Below are 26194 nucleotides of genomic sequence, written 5' to 3'. Positions count from 1 at the left end.
GAGATCGCCGATGCCCTTGAGACCGAGGGCATCATCGCGCCGTTCCCGATCCAGGAAATGGCACTCCCCCTGGCCCTCAACGGCCAGGACATCATCGGCCAGGCGCGCACCGGCACCGGCAAGACCTACGCCTTCGGCGTGGCGATGCTGCAACGTGTCGGCAAGCCGAGGAAGAACCGCAAGAAGCCCCGCGGGCTGGTCGTCGTGCCGACCCGCGAGCTCGCCGTCCAGGTCACCGAGGACCTCGTGACGGCGGCCGGAAAGCTCGGCTCGCGGATCCTCACCGTGTACGGCGGGCGCGCCTACGAACCCCAGATCGAGGCGCTCAAGCAGGGCGTCGACGTCATCGTCGGCACCCCGGGCCGCCTGCTCGACCTGGTCAAGCAGAAGCACCTGGACCTCAGCCAGATCGGGATGCTCGTCCTGGACGAGGCCGACCGGATGCTCGACCTGGGCTTCCTGCCCGACATCGAGCGCATTATCAAGCTCATCCCCGCGGAGCGGCAGACGATGCTGTTCTCCGCGACCCTGCCGGGCGAGATCGTCGCCCTGTCCAGGCGTTACCTCACCCGCCCCACCCACGTGCGGGCGGAGAACAACGACATCGAGTCCGAGGCGACCCCGCAGACGACCCAGTTCGTCTGGCGCACGCACCGGATGGACAAGATCGAGATCGTCGGCCGCCTGCTGCAGTGCGAGGGCCGCGGGCTCACGATGATCTTCTGTGAGACCAAGCGCGCCTGCGACATGGTCGTCGAGCAGCTCAAGGAGCGCGGCTTCGCCGCCGCGGCCGTCCACGGCGACCTCGGCCAGGGCCAGCGCGAGCAGGCCCTGCGGGCCTTCCGCAACGGCAAGATCGACGTGCTGGTCGCGACCGACGTCGCGGCGCGCGGCATCGACGTCGACGACGTCACCCACGTCGTCAACTACGACTGCCCGCAGGACGAGAAGGCGTACGTCCACCGGATCGGCCGCACCGGCCGGGCCGGCAAGACGGGTGTCGCGGTGACCTTCGTCGAGTGGGAGGACCTCACTCGCTGGAAGGTCATCAACAACGCGCTCTCGCTCGCCTTCCCCGAGCCAGTCGAGACCTACTCGACCTCCCCGCACGTCTTCAGCGACCTGGGCATCCCCGAGGGCACCAAGGGCGTGCTGCCGCGCGCCAACCGCTCCCGGGCGGGCCTGGCCGCCGAGGAGGTCGAGGATCTCGGCGAGACGGGCCGCATCCGCTCCCGCTCTCCCCGCAAGGGGCGCGAGGACGACTCCCGAAGGGGACGCGAGGACGATCGCGAGGAGCGCCGCGAGCGCCCCGCGCGCACGTCCCGCGAGCGCCGTCGCACCCGCGGAGGCCGTACCGGCGAGGAGACCCTCGCGCCGGTCGTGGCCGAGGAGCTCCAGCCCCCTGTCGTCGAGATCGCCGAGGTGGAGACGGACGTGGCACCCCGCAAGGACATCCGTGACGAGCAGCCCGCCGAGACCGCGCCCCGCAGGGGCCGGGCTCGCAAGGCCGGGCTGAACCCCGAGGTGAGCCTCACCGGCCCGTCCGAGGCTCCGGCCCATCCGGAGCCGGTGGCGGAGGAGCCGGTTCGCCGGCAGCGCCGGGCCAGGCGCGAGCAGGTGGCGGACGTCCCGGAGACCCCGGTGACTCCCGCGGCCCCGGTGGTCGCGGAGGCTCCTTCGCGGGCCGGGGAACGGGTGGCGGAGTTCACGGAGTTCAGAGAGGACGACGACACCATGGCCGAGCGCTGGGACGACGAGCCCGTGGCGGAGACTCCCGCGCCCCGGCCTCAGCCCGAGAAGATCATCCCTCCGAGCCCGTTCTCGGTGATCTTCAAGTCGCCTGACCTGGCGTCGGAGGACGACGAGATCGCCCCATCGGCGGCCTCGGAGCGCGTACAGAGCCGCCGCCGCCCCCCGGTGCGCAACGGCGGTCAGCAGCAGCGAGGAACGCGTCGCCCCAACTAGCAAGTACCACCAGGAAAAGGGGCGCGACCATGTCGGTGGCGCCCCTTTTCACGCTCCCGGCCCCTTCCGGACGCACGGAGCGATGTCACCAAGAGAGGTATCGTGGGGCCACGTGAGTACGCCGCGTTTTCTGACCCTGCCTCCTGGCGTCCGTTCTCGCCAGATCGAGACGGCGGTGGGCGCCTTCGCCGTACTGGAGGCCCTGCCCGTCAGCGGCATCCCCGAGCGGTGGCCCGCCCTGCTGGTGCCCGGCCTGACCGGCAGCAAGGAAGACTTCATCGCGGTCCTGCAGACGCTCGCGCAGTCGGGGCGTCAGGTCGTCGCGATCGACATGCGCGGCCAGTTCGAGACGAACGGCCCTGACGACAGGAGCGCCTACACCTGCGCCGCGCTCGGCAACGACGTCGACGTCCTGGCCCAGGTGATCGGCCACGGCGGCCCGATCCACCTCGTCGGCCACTCGTTCGGCGGCCTGGTCACCCGGGAGGCGGTCATCGGCGGCCGGACCCGGTTCGTGTCCTACACGATCATGAGCTCCGGGCCCGCCGCGATCGTCGGGCCCCGCGAGCGCGCGGGCCGCTTCATGCTCTCGGAGCTGCCCGGCATCGGCCTGGAGCACCTGTGGCACACCCGGATGGAGCCCGAGGCCCTGTCCTCGGGGGTGTCCGACGAGATCATCTCCTTCCTGCGCAAGCGGTTGTTCGCCAACTCGACCGTCGGCATGCTCACGATGACCGAGGAGGTGCTCAACGCGCCGGACCGGTGTGACGAGCTCAACCAGGTCGAGGTCGACACCCTGGTCCTGTACGGCGAGCACGACGACGGCTGGCCGCCGCGCCTGCAGTCGGAGATGGCCCGCCGCCTGGACGCCGACTGCGTGGTCGTCCCCGGCTCCGCCCACTCCCCTGCCGTGGAGGCCCCGGAGACCACGGCCGCCGCCCTCATCCGCTTCTGGAACGCCGCCGAGAGCCGTCTGAGGAGCTGACCGGCCGGGACGGCCCCGTTGGACGGGTCGCCGGCCGCCGTGTCACCATGTGCCGACCATGGCCGACATCGAGGATCTCGTCGTCCAGCCTCCGCACACCGTGTCGTGGCTGGTGCACATCGACCGCTCCATGTGGATCGGCGGGGTGAGCGGCCTCATGCTCCAGGCCCTGCACCCGCTCGCGATGCGCGGGGTCTGGCAGAACTCCGGCTTCCGCCGGGATCCGTTCGGGAGACTCCACCGCACGGCGGACTTCGTGGGCAGGGTCACCTTCGGCAGCCCCGCGGAGGCCGCCGAGATCGGCCGCCGCGTCCGGGGGATCCACCGGCGGCTGCGCTTCGACGACCCCGCCACCGGCCGGACCCACCGGGTGGACGACCCCGAGCTGCTGCTCTGGGTGCACTGCGCGGAGGTCTCCTCCTACCTGTCCGTGGCGCGGCGGGCGGGCCTGGGGCTCAGCGACCGCCAGGCCGACCGCTACCTGGCCGAGCAGCGCCGCAGCGCCACCTACGTCGGCCTGCGCGCCGAGGACGTGCCCGGCTCCGTGGCGGAGCTGGACCGCTATCTCGCCTCGATGCGTCCCCGGCTGAGGGTCACCCCCGAGGCCGTGTCCACGGTCCGTTTCCTGATGTGGCCGCGCCTGCCTCCCGAGCTGCGCCTCCTCGCCCCCGGAAAGCTCGCCTACCTCCCCTTCGGGGCGCTCTGCCACTACGCGCTGCCCGGCTGGGCCAGGCGGATGTACGGGGTGCTGCCCGAGGTGCCGCGAGGGGCGGTGACCGCAGCGCTGAGAGCGTTCCGGCTGGTCATGGACACGCTTCCCGAACACGTCCACGACCGGGCGTTCATGCCCGCCACCCGCGGGATGCTCACGGCCTCGCGCGAACGGCTCGGCGCGGCGGGCTACGACATGGCCGGAGGGCTCAGGGGGCTGACCGATCCGCGCCGCTGGCCCTCCCGCTGAGCGCGGGGTCAGTCGGCGAGGGCCGCCCAGGGCTCGCGGTCGCCGCCCACGGCCTGCCCCTCGGGGCAGTGGCGGCGGAAGTCGCACCACGAGCACAGGGGACCCGTACGGGGCGGGAAGGCCGCGTCGATCTCGGGGGGCACCTCGGGCGGGGTGCGGTCGCCGCCGCGTGCCCTGGCCGGGGCGGCCTTCCCCGCCGACCACCGCTTGTAGCCCTCGTCGGCCTCGGAGGCCTCGACGGCGATCTCCTCGGCGTGGCCCAGGTGGCGGGCCAGCGACTCGTCGGTGTGCTCCCACTCCACGATCGAGGCGGTCGGCAGGTGGTGGAGCTCGACCCGGTGGCAGGGGCGGCGCATCATCCGGGAGGAGGCGATGGCGTAGACCGCGAGCGCGAGCGAGGAGCGGGCGTCGTCGGTGGTCAGCGGGCGGCGGCCGGTCTTGTAGTCGACCACGACCAGCTCCTCGCCGCGCCGGTCGAGGCGGTCCACCCGGCCGGAGAGCGCCACGACGGAGGTGCGCGTGGCGACCGTACGCTCGACGCCGACCGGCTCGGCGGAGGGGTCGAGGCTCGCCACGTATCCGGAGACCATCTCCCCGGCCCGGTCACGCCAGGTCCGCGACTGCTCGGCGTCGCGGAACCCCTCGTTGATCCATCCCCTGACGAGCAGGCTCGCCGCGACCTCGGGCGTACGCCGCTCGTGCGGCTCGCGCCACCAGGCGGCCAGGGCGTTGTGCACGCTGGCGCCGACGCTGTTGTGGGCCCACGGCGGGCCCTTCTGCGGCGCGGGCCGGTCCATGTAGGTGAACCGGTAGCGGCGGGGGCAGTCGAGCCAGTTGTTCAGCCGCGACGGCGTGCAGGCGTAGAGCCGCCGCGGCATGCCCTCCAGGGGAAGTTGGTCCATTTAGAGCAGATCGTTTCGGGGGTTCAGCCGGATCCCCGCCACGCGCGTGCCGTCGGTCAGCGGTCCCTCCTCCTCCGGCTCCTCGACGCCGCGGGTCAGCGAGCCGGAGAGCCAGGCGTCGAACTGGGGCTCCAGATCGCCGACGGTCGTCTCCTCGCCGTGCGCGGGCAGCACCCGGGTGCGGTGGGGCAGGGTGAACAGCCGACCGCCGATGGCCGTCAGCTGGTCGGCCAGGGCGGGGTACTCACCGCCGATCCTGCCGGGGCCGTCGGCCTGGAGGGTCTTGCCGGTGAAGACCACGTCCAGGGCCTCGCAGTACAGCGAGACGCCACCGTGGGAGATGCCCGGCGTGGACATGACCTCCAGCTGGACGCCGCCGACCTCGAACAGGCCCTCGTCCTCCATGTCGATGTCCGGCCAGGTGTCGGGCCAGGTCAGCCGCCACAGCGGCCGGTCCTTCGGGTGGAGGGCGACCACCGCCTCGTCTCTGGCCGCGACCTCGATGGCCGCGCCCACGTGGTCGGGCAGGCCGTGGGTGCAGATGATCGCCAGCACCTCCCGCTCGCCGACCTTCTCCAGGATCTTCTCCGCGTCGCGCGCGGCGTCGATGACGATGACATCCTCGTCGTCACCCAGGATCCACGTGTTGTTCTCGACCTTGTGCTCGACGCCGTCGACATCGACGACGCCCTCGGTCACCACTCGCTCGATACGCGCTGTCACGCTTCCGAACTTTACTGCCTCCCCCCGCCCCCCGGTTCGGACGGAACGGTCAAGGCTCCGAATAAGGGGTACGCGGGCGGCCCGCGTGGAGGCGCGGGCGCGCGGGCCGTGTCAGAACGCCGGGACGTCCAGGCGCGGGGAGAACGCCCCGAAGGGCAGGTCGAGGGTCTGGTCGTGGTCACGCAGGTCGCGCAGGGACAGCTCGGCCAGGGTGATGAGGTAACCGGCCTCGGCGGGCCACACGACCGCCCACAACCAGTTTCCCAGCGCCTCACCCGCGTAGACGGCCCGGTCGGGGGCGGCGGTGACGCACCACAGGGCGCACGGATGACCCCTGACGTCGATCTTGGCGTGCGGCGGGCCCTTGTCGAACCCGGTGCCGGGGTCGGTGCCCTCCACCCCCGCGAACGCCGCGCCGAGCCCCACCCCGGGCTCCTCGGCGATGATCAGCAGGTCGGCGGGGCCCTGGGTCAGCGAGGGGCCGGAGACCGCGACCACGGTGGCCCGTACGCCGCTGCGCTCGTCGCCCGCCTCGGCGAACCCGGTGACCAGCCACCCCGTGGGCAGCGGCCAGGGCACCCAGGCGGGGACGCGGGAATCCCGGGTGACGGCCTCCACCGCGGCGGTGGACGGGGGTCTGGGCGGATGGAACGGCAGGACATCGCCGTGCGGACCGCATCTCCAGGAGCTTGACCAAGCACTCGGCGGACGAAGCGGGCCGAAACACCGTGGGCACGTAGGGGCGGCTTTCACGCCTACCCACGCTGCTTCTTCCACGGCCCATCCGTCAAGAGGCTGGGTCGTTATCACAACGTAATCTTGTTCACGTGCGCGTAAATTGTGTCGGAGCGATCGTTCTTGACGGCTCGGGACGGATGCTCCTGGTCCGCCGTGGCCGCCCGCCCGGTGAGGGCCTGTGGTCCGTCCCCGGGGGGCGGGTCGAGTCCGGGGAGTCCGATTCCGAGGCGGTCGTCAGAGAGGTCCTTGAGGAGACCGGGCTGACGGTCGTCCCCGGGCGCCTGGCCGGGACCGTCGACCGCCCCGGTCCCGGCGGCGCCGTCTACGAGATCCGCGACTATCTCGCCGAGGTCTCCGGTGGCACGCTCACCGCCGGAGACGACGCCGCGGACGCCCGCTGGTTCACCCGCGAGGAGCTTCCACGGCTCCCCCTCACCCCGGGCCTGCTGGACGCGCTGGTCGAATGGGCGGTCATCGCGCCCGGCTGAGCACCGTAGGGTCCACAGGAGCGGCGTGGACACAGCGAGGCTGGACACCGCGAGACCCCGGTCGCGGGACCGTCGTGAGCCTCCCGGGAACCTGTGGGACCGCGGCGGGTGTGGAGGCGCCGCGGTTCCCGGTCATCGCGACGAGGTGAGTGTGGAGCGCCACAGGGTGAGGTGGTCCGCGCTGTAGGTGGTGGAGCGGCCCAGGGCCACGACCTGGCCGCCGGAGACCGCCACCGCGCCGAGCCACTGGGCGCCGTCGCCGTCCAGGCTGCCCTGGCTGGGGGTGTGGCGCTGCCAGTTCAGCCCGTCCTCGGAGGTCCAGGCCGCGCTGTCACCCGCCCCCGCCACCCCGTGCCAGCCGACGGCCACCACGCCCTCCGGCGTCGCGGCGAGGTCCTGGACGGCGGACGCCCGGTCCGCGGGGAACCAGGAGAACTCCCAGCTCGCCCCGTTGTCGTCCGACACCGCGCCGAAGGCCTTCCTGCCGTCCTCGGTCTGGGCCGTGCCCGCCGCGACGACGTACCCGCCGTACAGGACCACGTGCCGCAGGCCCGCGGACGTCGCGCCCGGGGGCAGGACCGGCTTGCGCGCGGTCCAGTTGACCCCGTCGGCCGACACCCAGACCACACCGGTCTCGCGCTCGGCCGTGCCGGTGCCGCCGACGGCCACGTACCCGGACGAGGTCGCCGAGACGTCGTGCAGCCGCACCCCCGTACCGCCCGCGGGGAGCTTGGCCGCCCTGGAGTAGCGCTTGAGGTCGGCGGAGAACCACAGGACGGGCACGGTGGCTGCGGGCCCGCGGTCCTCGCCCGCGATGACGTAGCCGGACGGCCCCGCCGCCACCGCGTGCGGGGCGAGGAAGTCGTGGTCGCCCGCGGGGGCGAGGGGGCCCAGCACCGGCACCCTGCGCCAGCTCTGGCCGTCGGAGGAGGTGAGCAGCAGCGGCTCGGTGGAGGAGGCGTCGGTCATCGTGCTGCCCGCGGCCAGCCAGCCCCGCCTGCCGTGCGCGACGTCGGCGAGCGCCTGGCGCCTGGGGCCGCCGAAGAGCTGCGCCGGGCCGCCCGCCTTCCAGTTCTCGCCCGCGGTGCTGCTCCAGATCCCGGCGTCGCCGGAGACGGCGCCCACCGCGACGAACCCGCCTTCCCCCGCGGCCACCCTCGCCGTCTCCCTGGCGGCTCTGGCGAGGCCCTGGATCCCGCTCAGGGAGACCGCCTTCGGCTCGCCGCCCCGGGGCGCGGTGATGAGGACCACCCGGTTGTCCACGTCCGCGGCGCGCTCGTCGCCGCCGACGACGAGTGTGCCGTTGTCGGACAGCGCGAGTGCCCGCAGCGAGCCGGGCACCTCGCCCAGGTCGGTGGTCTTGTCCCAGTCGCGGCCGTCCTTGCTGGTGTGGACGGTGTAGCGCTCGAAGCCGGACTCGACGACCGCGGCCACCCCCGCCGAGGAGGAGGCGAGGCGCTTGACGCCCGTGCCCTCGGGGCCCAGGCCGGTGATGGCGCCGCAGGCCTTCCAGTCGGCGCCCTCGGACGAGCAGTAGACGCGGACCTCTCCCTTGTCGCTGCGCTGCTGGGTCGGTACGAGCACGAACCCACCGGCGGCCACGGCCAGCGCGCCCGGCTCGGGGACGACGTCGTTGAGCGCGGTGCCGGTCCGCTGCCAGCTCCTGCCCCCGTCGGCCGAGCGCAGGATGACCGAGGTGGACTGCCCCTGGGCCGGGTCCGCCAGCGCGACGACGGCGTCACCCTTGGCGACGACCGCCTTGATGCCGCGCACCTTGTCCGGCATGCCGATCTCCCGTGTCTCCACCCGGTCCCAGGCGCGCCCGTCGGAGGAGACCCAGGCGACGGCCCCGGTGGTGCCGTCCTGCAGTACGGCGGCACCGACCGCGACGAAACCGGAGTCGGTCCTGGCCAGATCCATGATCTTGTCGCCACGCGCGAAGGCGCCCAGCTCGCCGGGGTCGGCCGCGGTCCACCCGTAGCCGTCGGAGCTGGTCCACAGGCCGTGCCCGGAGCCGAGGGGGTCGTTCCCCGCCGCCAGCCAGAGGCCGTCGCCACCCGCCACCCGGCCCACCGTGGTCGGTCCCGTCTCGTACCCCGCCGGACCGGTCACCTTGCCCAGCTGCCAGGTCGTGCCCCCGTCGGGGGAGACCAGGAACAGCGGCCTGGGGACCGGGCTGGTGGTGTCGCTGCCGACCGCGACCATGACGGAGCCCACCGAGGCCACCGCGTTGAGGACCTGGTTGGATCCGTTGCCGCCGACACCGGCCTGCGGCACGAAGTTGTCGTCGCCCGACGTCACCTCGTCGCCGACCAGCCGGAGGCCGGTGGCGAACGGGCTGCTCACCCAGCCCCACAGGACCAGGCCGCCGCCGACCGCGACCGTGAGGACCAGGACCATCAGGAACGGGATCACCAGGCCACGGCCGCGCCTGCGCCTGGTCGGGCTGGAGCGGCGCACGGCGGAGGGCGCGGTGGCCGGGCGGTGGTGCCGCCCGCCGTTCGGCCCCCGCCTGCCGGGCGGGCCCTGCGCGACGAGCAGGTCGGGCCTGGCGGGCCTGCCACCGGGCGGGCGTCCCACCCGTCGTACGGGCTCGAAGTCGTCCTCGACCGGCCTGGAAGGCCGCTCGGGGGCGGGGGGCTCGGGCGCGGATCCGGTGTCCTGATCGGCGTCCGGCCAGGACGGCGCTCCGGGGTCGGGGCCGAAGTCGGGGTCGGGGCGCGGTGCCGGTTCCGGTGTCGCCGCGATGCTCGGCTCGACCCTGATCCGCTCCTCCGGCGGCGAGGGCTCCGCCCGTCTCCTCCCCGGCCGGGGTGGCCCCGAGGCGACGAGGAGATCGGGCCGGTCGGCCCTTCTCCTGCCCCCGCGTTCGGGGGCCGGTCCGGAGGCGACCAGGAGGTCGGGGCGGTCCACCAGACGGGGCCGCCCCTGCTCGGGCGTGGCGTGGCGCCCCGGGCCCGCGGATCTCTCCTCCGCGGCCGGGGGGTCGGCGGGCTGGGATTCGGCGGGCTGGGACGAGGGAGGCTGGGGCGCGGGGGCGTAGGGACGGGTGTACGGGCGGCGGCGCTCGCTTCCGAGGCCCTCGGGGCGGGCCTGCGGCGGCTCGCTGTCGTCCGGGGTCGGCGCCGCGAACGGCGGGAGCATCCACGGGGAGGCCATGGAGAGCCCTCGCGCGCCCTCGTCGGAGGGACCCGGCGGGGAGTGCTGGATCGTCGGCGGGGACGTCTGGGGCTCCTGGGACCTGCCTTCGTGTATGGCGTCGTCGTGAACGACGCCGTCGTCATCCGCCGGCCACTCTCGCGAGCGCGGGTCGTGGGGGCCCGAGGCCACGCTCAGCACCTCCTTGCAGGAAGCCCGTTCCAGCCCGGAGTCACCACCCCGGACCGTTCCAGTCGTCTCCGTAACAGCAGGCCGCAACCCCTATGGATGCGGCAAATCGCACGCGACCCTACTACTACCCCGTTCTCCGGAAACGATCACCTCCCACGGCCGGATACCTGGCCCCCGGCCGTACACAGTCAAGAGCAACACGTCCGGGCCGCGATGACGAGACCTCTCTAGTCAGATTTATCAACCAAGCGCCTGAATTGTCAGGTTTTATCCTTTAAATTTGAAAAACATCAGTCCCTGGAAGATCCCCTGAACCCCTCGTCGCGGGGACCGGGGGGCTGCGGGGCCGGGCCGGGGATCACCGTCGCGCCCGCGAAGGACGCACGAGTCCCGGCGACACGGAACACCGGCCCCCGGCTCCCGAACGGACCGCCGAGCCTCCGGCCCCCCTGCTGGACGTCGGCCTCAAGTCTCGGACGAGCCGTCAGACCTCCGGCTCCCGGACGGGACATCCCACCTTCCGGCCCCCAACTAGAGCTTTTCCTTTGAATCCTCATGAAACGACACGTCGATCCCCATAGAGTCGCGGATCACCAGCCGCCTCCGGCGAGAACCCGTCTTCGTCCCTCCATGTGCGGATTAGTTCACAGACTCCCGGAACGACGGCATGTACACCTGACTTCACAACCCACCACCCCAGGGAGCGGATATGACACGGCTGGGGCCCGTATACACGCTGGCGGCAGGAGCGGTGATGGCTGTCGCCCTCGGCGTGGCCAGCGCCACCACCTCACCCACCACACAGACCGTCAACGCGCAGGACGACGTACCCGCCCCGGTGGCCCAGGCCACCACGGAGGCGTCGGCCGAGCCCGAGCAGGAGCCCGAGGCCGTCAAGACGGTCAAGCCCACCCCCGTCAAGGCCGACTACGCCGGGCGGGTCACCGGCAACGGCGGGCTGGTCGCCATCTCCGTCAGGAACGGCAAGGCGGTCGGCTACTTCTGCGACGGCAAGATCGAAGCCTGGATGAAGGGCAAGGCCGCCGACGGCAAGGTCACCCTGTCCGGCCGGGGCAACGCCTCGATCACCGCCCAGCTCGCCGGAGGCAGGGCCTCGGGGACCCTCGGCTTCGGCGGCAAGAAGTGGAGCTTCAAGGCTCCGACCGTGAAGAAGCCCTCGGGCCTCTACCGGGCGACCGCGCTCGTCCGCGGCGCGAACGTCCGCGCCGGATGGATCTACCTCGACGACGGCACCAGGGTCGGCATCACCCTCGTGGGCGACGAGATCGCCGACGTGCCGATCCCCGAGCCCGGCGAGAACGCCGTCGTGAACGGCGTGGAAGTCGATCCGCAGGACGTCGACGAGTTCATCGAGGGGTTCTGATGGGTGACACGCAGATCACACCGGTCCAGCACCGGCAGCCGAACACCGTCGCGCCGCTCCTCGTCCCGCTCGTCGTCGGCGGGCTGGTCGCGGTCGGGCTGGGCGTCTACGGGCGGGTCCACGCGCCCACCGGGTACGCGATCGGGCTGGCCGGATTCTCCGGGGCGCTGGCCATGAAGGCCTGGCTCACCACCGGGGCGTTCCTGCTGGCGCTGGTCCAGCTCTTCTCGGCCCTGGTCATGTGGGGCCGGATCAAGCTGGACGTGCCGTGGATCGGGACCCTGCACCGCTGGTCGGGGCGGGTGGCGTTCATCCTGACGATCCCGGTGGCACTCCACTGCCTGTACGCGCTCGGCACCCAGTTCGACGTGCCGCGCGTGATGATCCACTCGCTGCTCGGCTGCTTCTTCTACGGTGTCTTCACCGCGAAGATGCTGTCCCTGCCCAAGCGGGGGCTGCCCGGCTGGACCCTCCCGGTCCTCGGCGGGCTGACCTTCGTCGCCCTGACCGGCCTCTGGCTGACCTCGTCGTTCTGGTTCTTCACCACCATCGGGGTCAAGCTGTAGGTGCGGTGAAGGCCGTGGTGCGCCGCAGACCGGCGGCCCTGCCCTTCGCCGCGACCACCAGCGCCATCTTCCTGGACGCCTCGTCGATCATCTCGTCGCCGAGCATGACCGCGCCGCGCCTCTCGACCGTCGTGTAGTACTCGTACGCGTCGAGGATCAGCTCGGCGTGGTCATAGTCCTCCTGCGGCGGCGAGAACACCTCGTTCGCGGCCTCGATCTGGGTGGGGTGGAGCACCCACTTGCCGTCGAACCCGAGCGCCGCGGCCCGCCCCGCCACCCGGCGGAAACCGTCGAGATCCTTGATCGCCAGGTACGGGCCGTCGATGGCCTGCAGGTCGTGCGTCCTGGCGGCCATCAGGATGCGCATCAGGATGTAGTGGTAGGCGTCGCCCTCGGTGTAGCCGGGCGGCTGCTCGCCGACCACCAGGGTCCGCATGTTGATCGAGGCCATGAAGTCGGCCGGGCCGAACACGAGCGTCTCCAGGCGCGGGGACGCGCCGCCGATGGCGTCCACGTTGACCAGGCCCCTGGCGTTCTCGATCTGGGCCTCGATGCCGATCCGGCCGACCGGGAGGCCGTTCGCCCTCTCGATCTGGGTGAGCAGCGTGTCGAGCCACATCACCTGCGCCGCGTCCTCCACCTTGGGCAGCATCAGGCAGTCGACGAACTCCCCCGCGCCCTCCACGACCTCGATGACGTCCCGGTAGGTCCACTGGGTGCCGAGGTCGTTGACCCGGACGACCCTCGTCCTGCCCGACCAGTCGCCCTCGCGCAGGGCCGCCACGATGTTCTTGCGCGCGCCCTCCTTGGCGAGCGGCGCGACGGAGTCCTCCAGGTCGAGGAAGACCTCGTCGGCGGGGAGCCCCTGGGCCTTCTCCAGGAACCTGGGGTTGCTGCCGGGCACCGCGAGACACGAACGTCGGGAACGCATGGGGAACACGCTAACGCCCGGCGGAAGCCGGACGACAGACCGGACGACGCTGCGGCCTCCATGCCGGAAAAGCCGGACGACAGACCGGGAACGCTGCGGCCTTCGTAACGGGACGAACCAGACAGCGGACCGGACAACCGGCCAGACATGCTGTGGTGTCCGCACAAAGACCCCGCCGTGTTCTTGGCACCGATCTCGTAGGACCCTTGCCGGGGATGTCAGAAGAATGGACATTAAGAATCTGCCAAGGGAGACACACACGATGACAAACGCCTCTTCGGTGGCCGGGCCCGCCGTACTGTCCGACCTCATCCCGGCCTCCCGCGTCCGCGACGTCGCGCTCGTGGTCGGCGGCGCCGCCCTGACGGGCCTGGCGGCGCAGCTGAGCTTCCCGCTGCCGGGCTCGCCGGTGCCGGTCAGCGGCCAGACCTTCGCGGTCGTGCTGGTCGGCGCCGCCCTCGGCATGAACCGCGCGGTGCTGAGCCTGGCGCTCTACATGCTGGCCGGTGTCGCGGGCGTGCCGTGGTTCGCCGACGGCGCCTCCGGCTTCGGCGGAGCGTCCTTCGGGTACGTCATCGGCTTCATCGCCGCGGCGGCCGTCGTCGGCAGGCTCGCCGAGCGCGGCGGCGACCGTACCGTGCCGCGCACGATCGGCACGATGATCCTCGGCAACCTGGTCATCTACGCCTTCGGCCTGCCGGTCCTCGTCGCCGTCGCCCAGGTGGACCTCGCCACGGGCCTCGCCCTGGGCGTGATGCCCTTCCTGCTCGGTGACGCCCTCAAGATCGTCGTCGCGGCGGGACTGCTCCCCGCGGCCTGGAAGTTCTCCCGGCGCTGACCCGGCGGCGCGTGTGGCCCGTACCGCCGTTCGGGGAGGTACAGGCCGTACATTCGTCTCATGGGCGTGATCGAGGAGGGCGCGAAGAAGTCGAGCGTCCTGTGGCTGTCGCTGGACCGGCCCCGGCTGGCCTGGCACACCTGGCACGACGGCGCGATCTACCTGGTCACCGGCGGGGGCGAGCAGCCGCTGCCGGGACTGGCCGAGGCCGGGGAGGTACGGGTGACGCTGCGCAGCAAGGACAACGGCGGGCGCCTGGTGGCCTTCGACGCCTCCGTGGAGGTGGTGGACCAGGCGCGGGCCCCCGACGCGGTGGCCGCGCTCGCCAAGGAGCGGCTCAACGCCCCCGACGGGACGAGGCTTCTGGAGCGCTGGGCCTCGGCCTCCAAGGTCATACGGCTCGTCCCGCGCGAACCCGCCTGACAACTCATCCCACGCGGGCCGGTTCCCTGACCTCCCGTGCGGGTGAAGGCAGCGAGGCCGTGGCGCGCTGGGCCAGGTAGGCACCGGCCAGGACGATCACACCGCCCGCGATCTGGAAGGGGCCGAGCGCCTCGCCCAGCAGGATCCAGGCGACCACCGCCCCGGCGATGACCTCCAGCGAGGCGACCGTGGAGCCGACGGCGGCCGACAGGCGGCGGATCGCGAGGACGCCGAGGACGTAGGCGGCGGCCGTGGCGACCACGATCAGCCAGACCAGCGCCCCGGCGACCGGCAGCGGTTGGCCGCCCTCGGGGGTGGCCGTCCCGCTGATCGCTCCCCACGGGATGTTCCACGGCCGGGAGATCGGCAGGAGCACCGCGGCGGCGCCGAGCAGGCCCCAGGCGATCAGGCCGAGCGGGTCGACGTCGTCGCCGAAGCTGTCGCTGAGCAGGAAGTATCCGGCGCAGCCCGTCATCGCGGCGAAGGCGAGCAGCAGGCCCACCGGGTCGAGGGTGAGACCCGACCAGACCTCCACCACGATGCCGAGCCCGACCACGGCGACGACGGCACCGGTGAAGGCCGCCCGGGGCAGCCGTACCCGCCGGACGAACCGCACCCAGAGCACCACCACCACCGGCGAGGTGAACTCGATCAGCAGGGTGACGCCGACCGGCAGCCGGGTGATCGCCGCGAAGAACAGCGCCTGCACACCGGCGACCGCGATCACCGCGTACGCCAGGAGGAACGGCAGCCGCGCGCGGGGGATGCGCAGGGCCGAGGGCCGGGCGACCGCGAGGAGTCCGGCGAGCAGCAGCCCGGCGCCCGCCATGCGGATCCAGACCGCCTCCAGCGGAGCCAGCCCCGCCGCGCCCAGGTATTTGGCCATCGGGCCAGAGAAGGCGAAGCACAGGGACGACGCGAGCGCGATCAGAAGTCCTGCACGTCTCATGACCCACCGTTTCCGTAATTACCGTTAAGCACGTTTGATGCTGTCATGTCGGCATATTGGACAGCAAGCCGATTCCAGATCGTGAGCCGGGGAGCGTGGCAGTGACCGGCCGGTCCGGGACGCGGCCTACGCTTCGGATGTGAGGATCTTCATCGCGCGTCTCGCCGGAACCCCGGTCTTCGACCCCGCCGGGGACCAGATCGGCCGGGTCCGCGATGTGGTGGTGGCCATCGCCGGAAGCGATCCGCCACACGTGCACGGGCTCGTCGTCGAGGTGCAGCCCCGGCGGAGGGTTTTCCTGCCGATCACCCGGATACGGTCCGCCAAGGCCGGTGCCGTCGTCTTCAGCGGCCAGCTCAACATGCGCAGGTTCGAGCAGCGGGCGACCGAGACCCTGGCCATCGCCGAGCTGCTCGACCTCGGCGTGGAGGTCGACGGCGAGCGGATGACGGTCCTGGACCTGGCCATGGAGGAGACCAGGCGCTCGGAGTGGCTGATCACCAAGGTGGCGGTGCTCGGCAGCCCTCCCGGCATAGGGCTGCGCAGGCGCGGCGCGACCAGGATCGTCGACTGGCGTGAGGTGCGCGGCTTCGGCGCCGTCCAGAAGGACCAGGGCGCGGCCAACCTGCTGGTCGCCTTCGAGTCGATGCGCGCCGCCGACCTGGCCGGCGCCCTGCACGAGCTGCCCGACAAGCGGCGGGTCGAGGTGGCGGCGGCCCTCGACGACGTACGGCTCGCGGACGTGCTGGAGGAGCTTCCCGAACGGGACCAGATCGGCATCCTGAGCAGGCTCGCCCCCGAGCGGGCCGCCGACGTGCTGGAGGAGATGAACCCCGACGACGCGGCCGACCTGCTCCAGGACCTCCCCGCCGACCAGGCCGAGGCGCTGATGGCGCTGATGGAGCCCGAGGAGGCCGCGCCGGTCAGGCGGCTGCTGATCTACCCGGAGAACACCGCGGGCGGGATGATGACGAGCGAGCCGGTGGTCCTGCCGCCGAACGCGACGGTCGCCGAGGCGCTGGCCAACATCCGCCAGCGCGACCTCACCCCGGCGGTGGCCGCGCAGGTCTACGTGGCCAGGCCGCCCGTCGAGACGCCCACCGGCCGCTTCCTCGGCCTGGCCCACTTCCAGCGGCTGCTGCGCGAGCCGCCCTCGACGCTGCTCGGCGGCATCCTGGACACCTCCCTCGACCCGATCAGGCCGGGGTTCACCCTGAACCAGGTGACCTCCTACCTGGCCAACTACAATCTCGTGGCGGCTCCCGTGGTGAACGAGGCGGGACGCCTGGTCGGCGCCGTCACCGTGGACGACGTGCTCGACCACCTGCTGCCGGACGACTGGCGTGAGCGGGACGACCGGCCGAGAGAGGGCGAGCATGCCTGACCGTCTCGACCAGCCCAGGCAGCCCGGCCTGCGGTTGCGCCCCCACTACGACCCCGAGGCGTTCGGGCGGCTGTCGGAGCGGATCGCCCGCTTCCTCGGCACCGCCAGGTTCCTGGTGTACATGACGGGCTTCGTCGCCGTCTGGGTCCTGTGGAACGTCCTCGCCCCCCAGTCGCTGAAGTTCGACCCCTACCCGTTCATCTTCCTGACGCTGATCCTGTCGCTGCAGGCCTCGTACGCGGCGCCGCTGATCCTGCTCGCCCAGAACCGGCAGGACGACCGCGACCGGGTCCAGAACGAGCACGACCGCAGGGCGGCGGAGCGGAACCAGGCCGACCTGGACTACCTCACCCGGGAGATCGCCGCCCTGCGCATGGCGCTCGGCGAGGTGGCCACCCGCGACTACATCCGCTCGGAGCTGCAACGCCTGCAGGAGGACCTCCAGGAGCCCCAGGAGTCCGTGGAACCGTGAGCCGGGCAATTCCCCCGGCTCACGGCCTCCAGTCCGCCGGAGACACGCTCTGAGCCCCGCGGCGACACGGGACGGGGGTGGGCCGGTGACGCCCGGCTCACCCCCCGCGGACCTTCGGAGGCTCCCGGCGGTCAGAAGAACCGGTTCTCCGGCTCCGGCTCCGGCAGGTCCAGCTGCTGCGGGCCGTGCCACCTGCCCGTGTCCTTCGGCACGTCGGTGCTCCGCAGGGTGTCGAGCGCCAGCGGGAGGAGCACCTTGCTCCCGGCCAGGTCGACGGTGACGTTCGCGCCGGTGGCCCGCTCGTCGCTGTAGGTCGAGTCGGTGCCCGCGATCACGAGGGCCAGCCTGTGCCCCTTCCTGAAGACGTAGTCCTGCGGCAGCGTCTCCCAGCTCACCCTGCCGTACGTGCCCGCGGGCAGCGGCGAGGGCGTGCTGAGCGAGTCGCGGTTCTGCACGTCGATCCAGCCCCGAGCGACGATCTCCAGCGGGCGGGTGACCCGGTTGGTGACGACCCGCTTGTAGCAGGCGTCGTCGGAGACCGTGCTCTCGCCGTGGCAGCTCTCCTCGGCGACCGTGGTGATGCCCTGGCCGCGCCGCCAGTCGATCCGGGTGTCCTCGCCGAAGTCGACGAGGAGCGCGGTCAGATTCGAGGTGGGCCTGTCGAGCGCGACGCGCAGGTCCACCACGGGCGTGCCGGACAGGCGCAGGTCCAGCGGCAGCGCGCCGGTGGTGAAGGCCACCCTCCCCGGCTTGGCCGTGCCGACGTCGGCCACCATCGCCTCCTCCGACTGACGGACGTCGGTGAACGTGGCGAGCTGCCCCTTCTTCGCCGGTACGAGGCCGAACGAGCCGTCGGCCGCGGGACGGAAGGGGATCTTCAGGGCGAGCGGGGCGGGCCAGTCGCGCTGGGTGGTCCAGCGGTCGAGGCTGCTCTGCACGTCGGCGCGGGGCTCGCGCATGATGTCGTTCCGCACGCCGAGCAGCCAGTGGTCGAACCAGCGGTGCAGCGTGTCGACCCAGAGGTCACGACGCCCCTCGAAGTCGAAGGGGTCCACGTGCTGGTACTGCCCGACCCAGATCTTGCGGGGCACGTTCCTGTCGGCCAGGGCCTTCCACCACGTGGAGAAGTTGTCGGGCATGACGTTGAGGTCGTTGACCGTGTGCACGGCGAAGACGCTGGCGCGCACCTTGGAGACGTCGGCCAGCGAGCCCGCGAGGTAGTCGCGCTCGGCCCAGAAGCCGTTGTAGTTCCCGGTGTCGTCGCCGTCCTGGGCGTCCAGCCGCGCCCAGGTGGCCGCGCACTTGGCCGTGGGGTCGCTGTCGACGTTGTTGCCCAGCCACGACATGTAGTCGTAGTTGTAGATCACCCCGTTGGAGCGCTGGTACCTGTACCAGGAGCTGATCGCCGAGATCGGGACGATCGTCTCCAGCCCCTGCACACCGGTCGCCGCCACGGCGTTGGCCAGCGTGCCGTCGTACGACTTGCCGATCATCGCGGCCTTGCCGGTGGTCCAGTCCGCGACCGCGGGCGTGCCGTCGGGGCGGTGGGCGGTGGCGCGGCCGTTCAGCCAGTCGATGACGGCCTTGCCGCCCAGCACGTCGGCCCGCCCGCCGACGTCGGGGCAGCCGTCGGACCTGGTGGTCCCGATCATGTCGACGTTGAGGACGGCGTACCCGCGCGGTACGAAGTAGTTGTCGTAGAACAGGGGAAATTTCGTGACGTTCCCGGCGGCGTCGTAGACCTTCCGCTCGGCCTCGTTGCCCCGGCCGGAGTTGTCGTAGTACGGGCTCTCGTCGATGATCACCGGCACCTTGAGGCCGGGGCCGGACTCCTTCGGCCTGATGATGTCGACACGGACCCGGTCCGGCCTCCCGTCGGAGTCGCTGTCGACGCTCGACTCGACGTAGACGTGCTCACGGACGGCGTCGATGTACGAGAAGACCGGTTGGGTCCGCCCTCGCTCGACGGTGGGAGAGGGATGGTCCGCCGCGTGGGCCGGGGTGACGCCCGCCGCGACCACCATGAGGGCGATGAGGGCTGCTCGTAACTTTGGCATCGAGCCTCCGCATTAGTCGTGAATATCCGCAATCTCCATGAGTGTCCGTATAACCGGCAAGATCCTTTATGCGTTCGACATCACTCTGGAGCTGGCACGTGACATATCGCACGACAGTCTTGTCCAGAGAGCGGTCAAGATGGCCGAACCGGGCCGCGACAGGCGGAAAACGCCACCGAAAAGGGCCGGGAGCGGGATCCCAAGGGCGATTTCACCTCGGAACGGCTCGCCGAAAGGACACCGGAGTCAACCCGGACACCACCGCCGCGAAGCCACGGAGCCGCGAGACCACGCGGGACCACGCGGGACCGTGGGATCTCGGTACGGATCGTCGCCGGGGCGCGGGTCGCGAGGCCCGGCACGGGTTCGCGCCCGTAAGCGGATCGCGGGGCTCCACGGGCCCGTGCCAGCACGAGATCACGGGGCTCGAACGGGTCCGTGTCAGCGCGGGATCGCGGGGCTCAGCAGAGGTCCGCGTCCGTGCGCGGGTCGGGGAAGAGCTTGTTCAGCATGGCCGCGCACCGCCGCAGCTCGTCGGCGTCGAGCCTGTCCAGGAACTGGGCGCGGACCCCGCGCAGGTAGGTGGGACCGGCCTCGGCCAGCCGCGCGGCGCCCCCGTCCGTCAGGACCGCGAACAGGCCCCGCGCGTCGCTGGTGCAGGCCTCGCGCTCGACCAGGCCGTCGCGCTGGAGACGGTCGATGAGCCGGGTCAGCCCGCTGCGCGACAGCAGCACCCTGTCGGCCAGGTCGTTCATCCTCAGCCGCCGGTCGGGCGCCTCGGCCAGCTGCCACAGGACCTCGTACGAGGCCAGGGCCAGGTCGTGCTCGACCAGCAGATCCGCCTCCAGGACCCGGGTGATCCGGACCTGGGCCCGCTGGAGCATGCGCCAGACCATCAGCTCCTCCGAGCCGATGCTCTCTCTTGACTCGCCCGCCGTGAGGGTCACGGAGTAACCTTAGAACGTTGCACGCGCACCTACACAGCGATTTGTCCGAATCCAGAGATCGTCACCGGTTTCGGAATTCCTTCCGGTGTCCCCGGGTTCATACCATGAGCTCACGACGCCGACCGTTCCCTGACGGGATCGGCCTCCTGCCAAGCCATACGGGCGCCACGACGGGCGGGTCCCGCCCGTGAGACGCCTCATCGATAACAGACAAGGAGGGACGGCATCCTCGTCGCCCCCGGGTGACGCGACTGCCGACACTTCGATGGCACCTACCCCGGAACTGGTGATGGCCGCCCTCGCGACCGTCAACGACCCTGAGATCCGTCGGCCGATCACCGAACTCGACATGGTCAAGAGTGTCGACATCTCCCCCGAGGGAGCCGTACGTGTCGCGATCTACCTGACGGTGTCAGGCTGTCCGATGAAGGACACCATCACCCGGGACGTCACGGGCGCCGTCTCCAAGGTCGACGGAGTGACCGGCGTCTCCATCGAGATGGACGTCATGAGCACCGAGCAGCGCAAGACGCTGCAGACCAAGCTGCGCGGCAACAAGGGGCCGGAGAAGGAGATCCCCTTCGCCCAGCCGGGCTCGCTGACCCGCGTCTTCGCGGTCGCCTCCGGCAAGGGCGGCGTCGGCAAGTCGTCCGTCACCGTCAACCTGGCCGCCGCGATGGCCGCGAGCGGCCTGAAGGTCGGCGTCGTCGACGCCGACATCTACGGCCACAGCATTCCCCGCATGCTCGGCGTCTCCGAGCGCCCCACCAAGGTCGAGGACATGATCATGCCGCCGGTGGCGCATGACATCAAGGTCATCTCGGTCGGCATGTTCAAGCCGGAGGGCAACACCCCGGTCGTGTGGCGCGGCCCGATGCTCGACCGTGCCCTGCACCAGTTCCTCGCCGACGTCTACTGGGGCGACCTGGACGTGCTGCTGATGGACCTGCCCCCGGGCACCGGCGACATCGCGATCTCCGTGGCGCAGCGGATGCCGTCCGCGGAACTCCTGGTGGTGACCACCCCGCAGCAGGCCGCCGCCGAGGTCGCCGAGCGCGCGGGATCGATCGCCGTCCAGACCCACCAGCAGATCGCCGGGGTCATCGAGAACATGTCGTGGCTGCCCTGCCCGCACTGCGACGAGCGGATCTCGGTCTTCGGCGAGGGCGGCGGCCAGACCGTGGCCGACGCGCTGACCCGCACCCTGGGTTCCCGCGTGCCCCTCCTGGGCCAGGTGCCCATCGACATGCGCCTGCGCGAGGGCGGCGACGAGGGCAAGCCGCTCGTGCTGACCGACCCGGACGCCCCGGCCGCGACCGAGCTGAGCCGCATCGCCGCGTCTCTCAGCAAGAAGTCGGCCAGCCTCAAGGGCCTCCAGCTCGGCATCTCGCCCACCCGGCGCGGCTGAGCCCGAACCCGGGTCCACGAGGACAGGGGAACCGGGAGACCTGCGACATGACGACGGCGGCGCCCCGGACAGGGGGCGCCGCCGTCGGCGTGCCGGGCGCGGGACCGGCCCCGCGAGGGGGCCTAGGTCGCGTCGGAGTCGTACGGGGGAATCTCGCCGTAGCCCAGCTCGTCGGCGCCGTTCATCGCGTGGGCGGCCGGTTCGGCGGTGGCGGTGGCGGTGGCGGTGCCGTTCCAGTCGTCCTCAAGGTCGGCGGTGAGGTGCTTGCGGACGAAGTTCTTGGGGTTGAGGTCGGCCGGGTCGAAGTCGGCGAACTCGGGCCCGAGCCCCGTCCGCAGGTCGTCTCTCGCGTTGTTGGCCATCCGGCGCAGGTTGCGCAGCGTCTTGCCCGCCTGTGAGGCGGCCTGGGGCAGCTTTTCCGGGCCGAAGACGAGAAGGGCGATCACCACCAGCGCCACGATCTCAGGCCAGCCGAGTCCGAACACGGTGATCTCCTACCGGGAGGATGCCAGAAGCACCTCTCCGGTCATACACCGGAGAGGTTCCACACTAACGCCCCGACTCGTGAGCACGCGCCCCGCCCTGCCGTTCAGGAGGGTGCGGGGGAGGGCTGGTCGGGTGCGGTGCCGACGGTCACGGTCGCGGTCTTCTCCTGGCCGCCACGCTGGTACTTGACCGCGAGCTTCTCGCCGGGGGCCCTGTTGCGGATCATGGCGATCAGCTCGTTGCCGTCCTGGAGCACGACGCCCTCGACCTCCAGGATGACGTCCCCGGGCTTGAGGCCCGCCTGGGCGGCGGGGCCGTTCGGCTCGACCGGCTGGGCGCCCTGCCTGGACTCGGTGGCGATGCGCACCCCGACGCCCTGGTAGGTCGGGTCGATGGCGACGCCGATGCGCGACTTCTTGGCCTTGCCCGTGGTGATCAGCTCCTGGGCGACCCGGCGGGCGTGGTTCACCGGGATGGCGAAGCCGAGGCCGATGCTGCCGCTCTGGCCGCCGACCGACCTGCCGAGCGTGGCGATCGCCGAGTTGACGCCGATGACCTCGCCGTTGACGTTGACCAGCGGGCCCCCCGAGTTGCCGGGGTTGATGGCCGCGTCGGTCTGCACGGCGCTGAGCCAGGTGGTGTCGGAGCTGTTCTCCTCCCCCGCCTGGACGGGGCGGTTGAGCGAGCTGACGATGCCGGAGGTCACGGTGCCGGTCAGGCCCAGCGGGGACCCGATGGCGATGACCGGGTCGCCCACGACCACGTTGTCGGAGTTGCCGAGGACGATCTCGGGGGCGCCGAAGGTCTCGGCGGGCTTGACCACGGCCAGGTCGGACTCGGGGTCACGGCCCACGACGACGGCCGAGGTGGACTTGCGGTTGTTGAACTGGATCTGGATCTGGCCGCTCGGGTCGGCGCTGGCCACCACGTGGTTGTTGGTCACCACGTAGCCGCCCTTGATCAGGAAGCCGGAGCCGGTGCTGGAGCTCGCCCCGCCCTCGACGGCGAGCGACACCACGCTGGGCAGAACCTTCGAGGCCACGCCCGCGACCGACTCGGGGGGCCGGACGTTGGAGCCCGTCGGCGCCCCGCCCAGGCTGAAGGAGGGGTCGCGCCCCGAGCCGGTGGGCTTGGTGAGGAGGTAGGTGCCGACACTGCCCAGCGTGGAGGCGAGCAGCGCGATCACCACGGCGAGGACCACCATCGTGGCGGTACGCGGCCCGCGCCGGACGGGCGCGGGCGGCGGGCCGACGAAGCTTCCGGGGCCTCCGGGGCCCACCGGGCCCGCGGGAGGCGGCGCCCAGCCGGGTCCCATGCCGAACGCCTGGGAGGGCGGCGGGGGCGGGCCGGGCTGGGAGGAGAAGACCATCGTGTCGTACCTGGGCCTGCCCGAGGGATCTCCCCAGCTCTCCCCCGCCGGACCGGGACCCTGGACGCCCTCGCCGGGCGGCACGTCCCTGTCGTCGTGGCGGATCAGCTCGGGCTGGTCCCGCGGCGGGCCCCACCGGGCACGGTCGGGCTGGGCGCCCAGCTGGCTCCAGCCGTCGTCGCGGGGCTGGTCGGCCTGGTAGGGCGCGCCCTCCCCCGCGGGCAGGAACTCGGGGCGGGAGAACTCCGGGCCGGAGGAGTCGGCGCGGCGGGACTCGGGAGTGCCGTGTCCGCCGTCGGCGAAGTCCGACGGCGTACGCCCCTCAGCATCGTGTGCCTCGTGGGTAGTACGGGCATCGTCGGTCATCGAATACTCACTACTCCTTGCCTCACGGGCGGCCGCTCACCGGGTCAACCCGGCAATCTTCTCCCGAGCGGCATACGCGATGTGTAAAGCACGTGTCATCCGAAGGGATTGACCCAGGAGAGCAGGCGGCTCGCACCACGGCCGAGCCGCGTCCAGAGATCGGGAACGGGCTCGTGCGGCAGCGCCGCGACGGCGGCGTCGACCATGTCGGCCGGCGCGTCGGCAAAGACGGTGTAGACATGACCCCCACTCGCCCAGATCGTCTCCTGCCCAGCTGGGTCTCGAACCCAGATCGTATGCCCCCCACGCCGCTCCGCATGCCAACCTTGAAGACGTTCTTCGTCAAGCATCCCAGACTGGATAAAAACCGACACAACTGACAATCCATCTGAATACCCAAGATATAAGTATCCAGGAGGGGTGTCATGCGCGGCGAACAGCTCCAGGCGCCCCGGCAGGGCCCGCGGGAAACGCCAGCCGTCGGCCGCCAGACGGGGCAGTTCGGCCAGGTCAAGGCCACCGGCGGCCATCACGGGCGCCGTGTTCCGCGCCACCGGGTCGAGGGTGAGATCGACGAAGGCCGCGGCGCTGACGACCCGGCCCCCCGCGTCCATGAGCTCGCGGCGCAGCACCGGCCCCCCGGCCTCGTCGAGCCAGTAGCGGGCGGCGACCGTGCCGTCCGGCCGCAGGACGTCCACGAGCCGGGCCGGGCGCCCGCAGGCGAACCCCTCCCCCGCGGCCACGACCCGGTAGTTGCGGGCCAGGACCTCGAGCATCACCTCGGACGGGCTGGACATGCCCCCGGCGGGGGTGCCGGGGTCGGCGTGCCGCACCGAGGCCGAGGCGACGGCCTTCCGCACGGAGTCCGAGGACCCCGAGGGCCCCGAGGGCGCCGTACGGACCGTCAGGCCCTTTCCCGGGACGTTGCGCACCTCCAGCACCGCGGAGACGGCGCCCGAGGCGCCCCAGGAGGTGACGTACTGGGTGCCGGAGTATTCACGGGACCGGCCCGCGACCGCCGCCTCGCGGAGCAGGTGCAGGCCGGTGTCCTCGCTCTCGACGTCGTCCGGCGGCACGGCGTGCGGAGACCGGACGGCGTGTGCCGGGCCGCCCACCACCAGCCCCAGCAGCATGACAGCGGCCAGGATGACCGTGGCGGGCAGCCGGGTCACGGAGAGGGGGAGAGGGTCGGCGTCGCCGACCCGCCATAGGGCGCGGTGTTGCGGTGCTGGTTGGCGAACATGTCGACCGGCGGCACGACACGCGGGTTGGGGTCGGCCCCGCCTACCACGAACAGGGTCCCGATGGCCACGGCCGCCGAGGCGACGCCCACCGCGACGTAACCCGCCCTCCGCGCTCGGCGCGGGCCCCCGGCACGGCCCCGGGGCCGGTTGTCGGGGGGAGCGATGCTGTGCATGCTCGGAATGGGCGCGCCGCCGAAGGTGCGTGAGGCCGGAAAGGGGCGCTCACGCGGCGGCAACGGGCCGCCGGGCTCGGCCATTCGCAGCAGGGACATCGTCAGGTCGGTCGACATCGCGGGACCGTCGAGGGACCGCAACCGGCTCTTCAGCGCCCGTACGGCGTCGACCTCGGCCCTGCACGCGGCGCAGAAGGTCAGGTGCGACAGGGCACGGTCGCGCTCGTGGTGATTCAGCTCACCGTCGACCAGTGCGGAAACGCGTTCTCCAAGGTGACTCATGCGCACTCCTTGCCAAGTGGCTCGTCGTGACATTCGTCATGACTGTGGTTTCTCATGCGAGTTCCTCCCCGTGAGTAACGCTCGGGGGGAATTGGTCGTTCCGAGGCGCGCGGTGCTCCAGCGCCTCGCGCAACTGTGCCCGTCCGCGGTGGATCCGGCTGCGAACCGTGCCGAGCTTCACGCCCAGCGTCGCCGCGATCTCCTCGTAGGACAGCCCCTCGATGTCACACAGAACGACGGCCGCGCGGAACTCGGGCGCGAGCGCGTCGAGTGCCGCCTGGATGTCGGGCTCCAGATGGGTGTCGTCGTACACCTGCGCGGGAGACGGCTCGCGCCCGCGCAGCCGCTCGGCGGCGTCGTCGGCGAGCCCCTCGAACCTGATGCGCTGCTTGCGCCGCGCCATGTCGAGGAACAGGTTGGTGGTGATGCGGTGCAGCCAGCCCTCGAAAGTGCCTGGCGTGTAGTTCGACAACGACCTGAAGACCCGGACGAAGACCTCCTGTGTGAGATCTTCCGCATCGTGCACGTTGCCGGTCAGCCGATAGGCCAGCCGGTAGACGCGCGCCGAGTGCGTCCGGACCACCTCCTCCCATGTAGGAGGCGTCCAATCAGACACGGGAGCTTCGGCCTGGTGGTCGGACTCCTCCACCAGCACTCCTCTCTCCGGGGCCACCGCTATCGCCATAGTGCCTGGTTTCGTCCCTTCGTGCGCACTGACTACCTTCAGGACCGGCAAAGGCCGCTTAAACCGTGCAACGCACCGGGGGTGACATGAGTTCCCGATCGGGCCTGCCTCCCTTAGGCTGCGACCCAGCGCCTATAT

24 protein-coding genes are annotated in these 26194 nt (G+C 71.6%); 11 read left to right on the top strand and 13 right to left on the bottom strand.

Annotated features, from left to right (window positions below):
- Positions 1–57: 57 nt before the first annotated feature.
- From ACW9TB_RS16540 to ACW9TB_RS16530, 3 genes are all read left to right on the top strand, one after another.
- Complete coding sequence (locus ACW9TB_RS16540; RefSeq protein ID WP_472748908.1) at positions 58–1965, top strand: DEAD/DEAH box helicase; 1908 nt, start codon at positions 58–60, stop codon at positions 1963–1965.
- 112 nt (positions 1966–2077) lie between these two features.
- The gene (locus ACW9TB_RS16535; RefSeq protein ID WP_472748907.1) at positions 2078–2950 is read left to right on the top strand and encodes an alpha/beta fold hydrolase; all 873 of its coding nucleotides are present in this window, start codon (positions 2078–2080) and stop codon (positions 2948–2950) included.
- Between the two features lie 58 nt (positions 2951–3008).
- On the top strand, positions 3009–3911 hold the full coding sequence (locus ACW9TB_RS16530) for an oxygenase MpaB family protein (RefSeq protein WP_472748906.1): 903 nt from the start codon (positions 3009–3011) through the stop codon (positions 3909–3911).
- 8 nt (positions 3912–3919) lie between these two features.
- Here the strand turns inward: ACW9TB_RS16530 and ACW9TB_RS16525 are convergent, their stop codons facing one another.
- From ACW9TB_RS16525 to ACW9TB_RS16515, 3 genes are all read right to left on the bottom strand, one after another.
- Entirely contained in the window at positions 3920–4813 is an 894-nt protein-coding gene (locus ACW9TB_RS16525; RefSeq protein WP_472748905.1) for a RecB family exonuclease, read from the bottom strand.
- Complete coding sequence (locus ACW9TB_RS16520) at positions 4814–5536, bottom strand: MBL fold metallo-hydrolase (protein WP_472748904.1); 723 nt, start codon at positions 5534–5536, stop codon at positions 4814–4816.
- Between the two features lie 111 nt (positions 5537–5647).
- Positions 5648–6289, bottom strand: a complete 642-nt coding sequence (locus ACW9TB_RS16515; RefSeq protein ID WP_472748903.1) for a DUF6758 family protein — start codon at positions 6287–6289, stop codon at positions 5648–5650.
- Positions 6290–6363: 74 nt separating this feature from the next.
- Between ACW9TB_RS16515 and ACW9TB_RS16510 the strand changes: the two genes are divergently transcribed.
- A complete protein-coding gene (locus ACW9TB_RS16510; protein ID WP_472748902.1) occupies positions 6364–6762 on the top strand; it encodes an NUDIX hydrolase in 399 nt (132 codons plus the stop codon).
- Positions 6763–6894: 132 nt separating this feature from the next.
- Here ACW9TB_RS16510 and ACW9TB_RS16505 read toward each other — a convergent pair whose 3' ends face one another.
- A complete protein-coding gene (locus ACW9TB_RS16505) occupies positions 6895–10092 on the bottom strand; it encodes a beta propeller repeat protein (RefSeq protein ID WP_472748901.1) in 3198 nt (1065 codons plus the stop codon).
- Positions 10093–10846: 754 nt separating this feature from the next.
- Here ACW9TB_RS16505 and ACW9TB_RS16500 point away from each other — a divergent pair.
- Together ACW9TB_RS16500 and ACW9TB_RS16495 are read left to right on the top strand one after the other, a co-directional pair.
- Positions 10847–11476 (top strand): hypothetical protein, encoded by a 630-nt coding sequence (locus ACW9TB_RS16500; protein WP_472748900.1) that lies wholly within the window; start codon positions 10847–10849, stop codon positions 11474–11476.
- Positions 11476–12042, top strand: coding sequence for a DUF6529 family protein (locus ACW9TB_RS16495; RefSeq protein WP_472748899.1), 567 nt, complete (start codon positions 11476–11478; stop codon positions 12040–12042). The genes ACW9TB_RS16500 and ACW9TB_RS16495 overlap by 1 nt, the downstream gene beginning before the upstream one ends.
- Here ACW9TB_RS16495 and ACW9TB_RS16490 read toward each other — a convergent pair.
- Positions 12032–12973 carry an HpcH/HpaI aldolase/citrate lyase family protein gene (locus tag ACW9TB_RS16490; protein ID WP_472748898.1) on the bottom strand — a complete coding sequence of 314 codons (942 nt, stop codon included), beginning with the start codon at positions 12971–12973 and terminating at the stop codon, positions 12032–12034. The two genes, ACW9TB_RS16495 and ACW9TB_RS16490, sit on opposite strands and share 11 nt — an antisense overlap.
- Before the next feature lie 262 nt (positions 12974–13235).
- Between ACW9TB_RS16490 and ACW9TB_RS16485 the strand changes: the two genes are divergently transcribed.
- Both ACW9TB_RS16485 and ACW9TB_RS16480 read left to right on the top strand, forming a co-directional pair.
- A complete protein-coding gene (locus tag ACW9TB_RS16485) occupies positions 13236–13811 on the top strand; it encodes a biotin transporter BioY (RefSeq protein ID WP_472748897.1) in 576 nt (191 codons plus the stop codon).
- Positions 13812–13871: 60 nt separating this feature from the next.
- Complete coding sequence (locus ACW9TB_RS16480; protein WP_472748896.1) at positions 13872–14234, top strand: hypothetical protein; 363 nt, start codon at positions 13872–13874, stop codon at positions 14232–14234.
- Positions 14235–14238: 4 nt separating this feature from the next.
- On the opposite strand, the gene ACW9TB_RS16475 is transcribed toward ACW9TB_RS16480, so the two are convergent.
- Positions 14239–15183, bottom strand: a complete 945-nt coding sequence (locus ACW9TB_RS16475; protein WP_472748895.1) for an EamA family transporter — start codon at positions 15181–15183, stop codon at positions 14239–14241.
- A gap of 139 nt (positions 15184–15322) precedes the next feature.
- On the opposite strand from ACW9TB_RS16475, the gene ACW9TB_RS16470 reads away from it, so the two are divergent.
- Together ACW9TB_RS16470 and ACW9TB_RS16465 are read left to right on the top strand one after the other, a co-directional pair.
- Positions 15323–16567, top strand: coding sequence for a magnesium transporter MgtE N-terminal domain-containing protein (locus ACW9TB_RS16470; RefSeq protein ID WP_472748894.1), 1245 nt, complete (start codon positions 15323–15325; stop codon positions 16565–16567).
- Complete coding sequence (locus tag ACW9TB_RS16465; protein WP_472748893.1) at positions 16560–17039, top strand: DUF1003 domain-containing protein; 480 nt, start codon at positions 16560–16562, stop codon at positions 17037–17039. Before ACW9TB_RS16470 ends, ACW9TB_RS16465 begins: the two co-directional genes overlap by 8 nt.
- A 131-nt stretch (positions 17040–17170) precedes the next feature.
- On the opposite strand, the gene ACW9TB_RS16460 is transcribed toward ACW9TB_RS16465, so the two are convergent.
- Positions 17171–19096, bottom strand: a complete 1926-nt coding sequence (locus ACW9TB_RS16460) for a Xaa-Pro dipeptidyl-peptidase (protein ID WP_472748892.1) — start codon at positions 19094–19096, stop codon at positions 17171–17173.
- A gap of 461 nt (positions 19097–19557) precedes the next feature.
- Complete coding sequence (locus tag ACW9TB_RS16455; RefSeq protein WP_472748891.1) at positions 19558–20043, bottom strand: MarR family winged helix-turn-helix transcriptional regulator; 486 nt, start codon at positions 20041–20043, stop codon at positions 19558–19560.
- 265 nt (positions 20044–20308) lie between these two features.
- On the opposite strand from ACW9TB_RS16455, the gene ACW9TB_RS16450 reads away from it, so the two are divergent.
- Entirely contained in the window at positions 20309–21451 is a 1143-nt protein-coding gene (locus ACW9TB_RS16450; RefSeq protein WP_472748890.1) for an Mrp/NBP35 family ATP-binding protein, read from the top strand.
- Between the two features lie 122 nt (positions 21452–21573).
- On the opposite strand, the gene ACW9TB_RS16445 is transcribed toward ACW9TB_RS16450, so the two are convergent.
- The 5 genes from ACW9TB_RS16445 to sigE all read right to left on the bottom strand — a co-directional run bounded on the left by ACW9TB_RS16445 (position 21574) and on the right by sigE (position 26056).
- A complete protein-coding gene (locus tag ACW9TB_RS16445; protein ID WP_472748889.1) occupies positions 21574–21936 on the bottom strand; it encodes a sec-independent translocase in 363 nt (120 codons plus the stop codon).
- A 104-nt stretch (positions 21937–22040) separates the two neighbouring features.
- Entirely contained in the window at positions 22041–23672 is a 1632-nt protein-coding gene (locus tag ACW9TB_RS16440; protein ID WP_472748888.1) for a S1C family serine protease, read from the bottom strand.
- A 95-nt stretch (positions 23673–23767) separates the two neighbouring features.
- On the bottom strand, positions 23768–24844 hold the full coding sequence (locus ACW9TB_RS16435; RefSeq protein ID WP_472748887.1) for a sigma-E factor regulatory protein RseB domain-containing protein: 1077 nt from the start codon (positions 24842–24844) through the stop codon (positions 23768–23770).
- On the bottom strand, positions 24841–25371 hold the full coding sequence (locus tag ACW9TB_RS16430) for an anti-sigma factor family protein (protein WP_472748886.1): 531 nt from the start codon (positions 25369–25371) through the stop codon (positions 24841–24843). Before ACW9TB_RS16430 ends, ACW9TB_RS16435 begins: the two co-directional genes overlap by 4 nt.
- Positions 25372–25423: 52 nt before the next feature.
- Positions 25424–26056 carry an RNA polymerase sigma factor SigE gene (gene sigE, locus ACW9TB_RS16425; RefSeq protein ID WP_472748885.1) on the bottom strand — a complete coding sequence of 211 codons (633 nt, stop codon included), beginning with the start codon at positions 26054–26056 and terminating at the stop codon, positions 25424–25426.
- Positions 26057–26194: the final 138 nt, after the last annotated feature.

It is taken from the genome of Streptosporangium sp. H13245, assembly GCF_055690525.1.
The sequence above is the reverse complement of the archived record's forward strand: the minus strand, read 5'-3'. Positions and strand labels throughout refer to the sequence as shown.

Coding starts and splice junctions, on each gene's coding strand:
- ACW9TB_RS16540 (WP_472748908.1), top strand. CDS start 58: ATGGCACTCCCCCTGGCCCTCAACGGCCAGGACATCATCGGCCAGGCG.
- ACW9TB_RS16530 (WP_472748906.1), top strand. CDS start 3,009: ATGGCCGACATCGAGGATCTCGTCGTCCAGCCTCCGCACACCGTGTCG.
- ACW9TB_RS16525 (WP_472748905.1), bottom strand. CDS start 4,813: ATGGACCAACTTCCCCTGGAGGGCATGCCGCGGCGGCTCTACGCCTGC.
- ACW9TB_RS16500 (WP_472748900.1), top strand. CDS start 10,847: ATGGCTGTCGCCCTCGGCGTGGCCAGCGCCACCACCTCACCCACCACA.
- ACW9TB_RS16495 (WP_472748899.1), top strand. CDS start 11,476: ATGGGTGACACGCAGATCACACCGGTCCAGCACCGGCAGCCGAACACC.
- ACW9TB_RS16490 (WP_472748898.1), bottom strand. CDS start 12,973: ATGCGTTCCCGACGTTCGTGTCTCGCGGTGCCCGGCAGCAACCCCAGG.
- ACW9TB_RS16485 (WP_472748897.1), top strand. CDS start 13,236: ATGACAAACGCCTCTTCGGTGGCCGGGCCCGCCGTACTGTCCGACCTC.
- ACW9TB_RS16480 (WP_472748896.1), top strand. CDS start 13,872: ATGGGCGTGATCGAGGAGGGCGCGAAGAAGTCGAGCGTCCTGTGGCTG.
- ACW9TB_RS16475 (WP_472748895.1), bottom strand. CDS start 15,183: ATGAGACGTGCAGGACTTCTGATCGCGCTCGCGTCGTCCCTGTGCTTC.
- ACW9TB_RS16465 (WP_472748893.1), top strand. CDS start 16,560: ATGCCTGACCGTCTCGACCAGCCCAGGCAGCCCGGCCTGCGGTTGCGC.
- ACW9TB_RS16460 (WP_472748892.1), bottom strand. CDS start 19,096: ATGCCAAAGTTACGAGCAGCCCTCATCGCCCTCATGGTGGTCGCGGCG.
- ACW9TB_RS16450 (WP_472748890.1), top strand. CDS start 20,309: ATGGCACCTACCCCGGAACTGGTGATGGCCGCCCTCGCGACCGTCAAC.
- ACW9TB_RS16440 (WP_472748888.1), bottom strand. CDS start 23,672: ATGACCGACGATGCCCGTACTACCCACGAGGCACACGATGCTGAGGGG.
- ACW9TB_RS16430 (WP_472748886.1), bottom strand. CDS start 25,371: ATGAGTCACCTTGGAGAACGCGTTTCCGCACTGGTCGACGGTGAGCTG.
- sigE (WP_472748885.1), bottom strand. CDS start 26,056: ATGGCGATAGCGGTGGCCCCGGAGAGAGGAGTGCTGGTGGAGGAGTCC.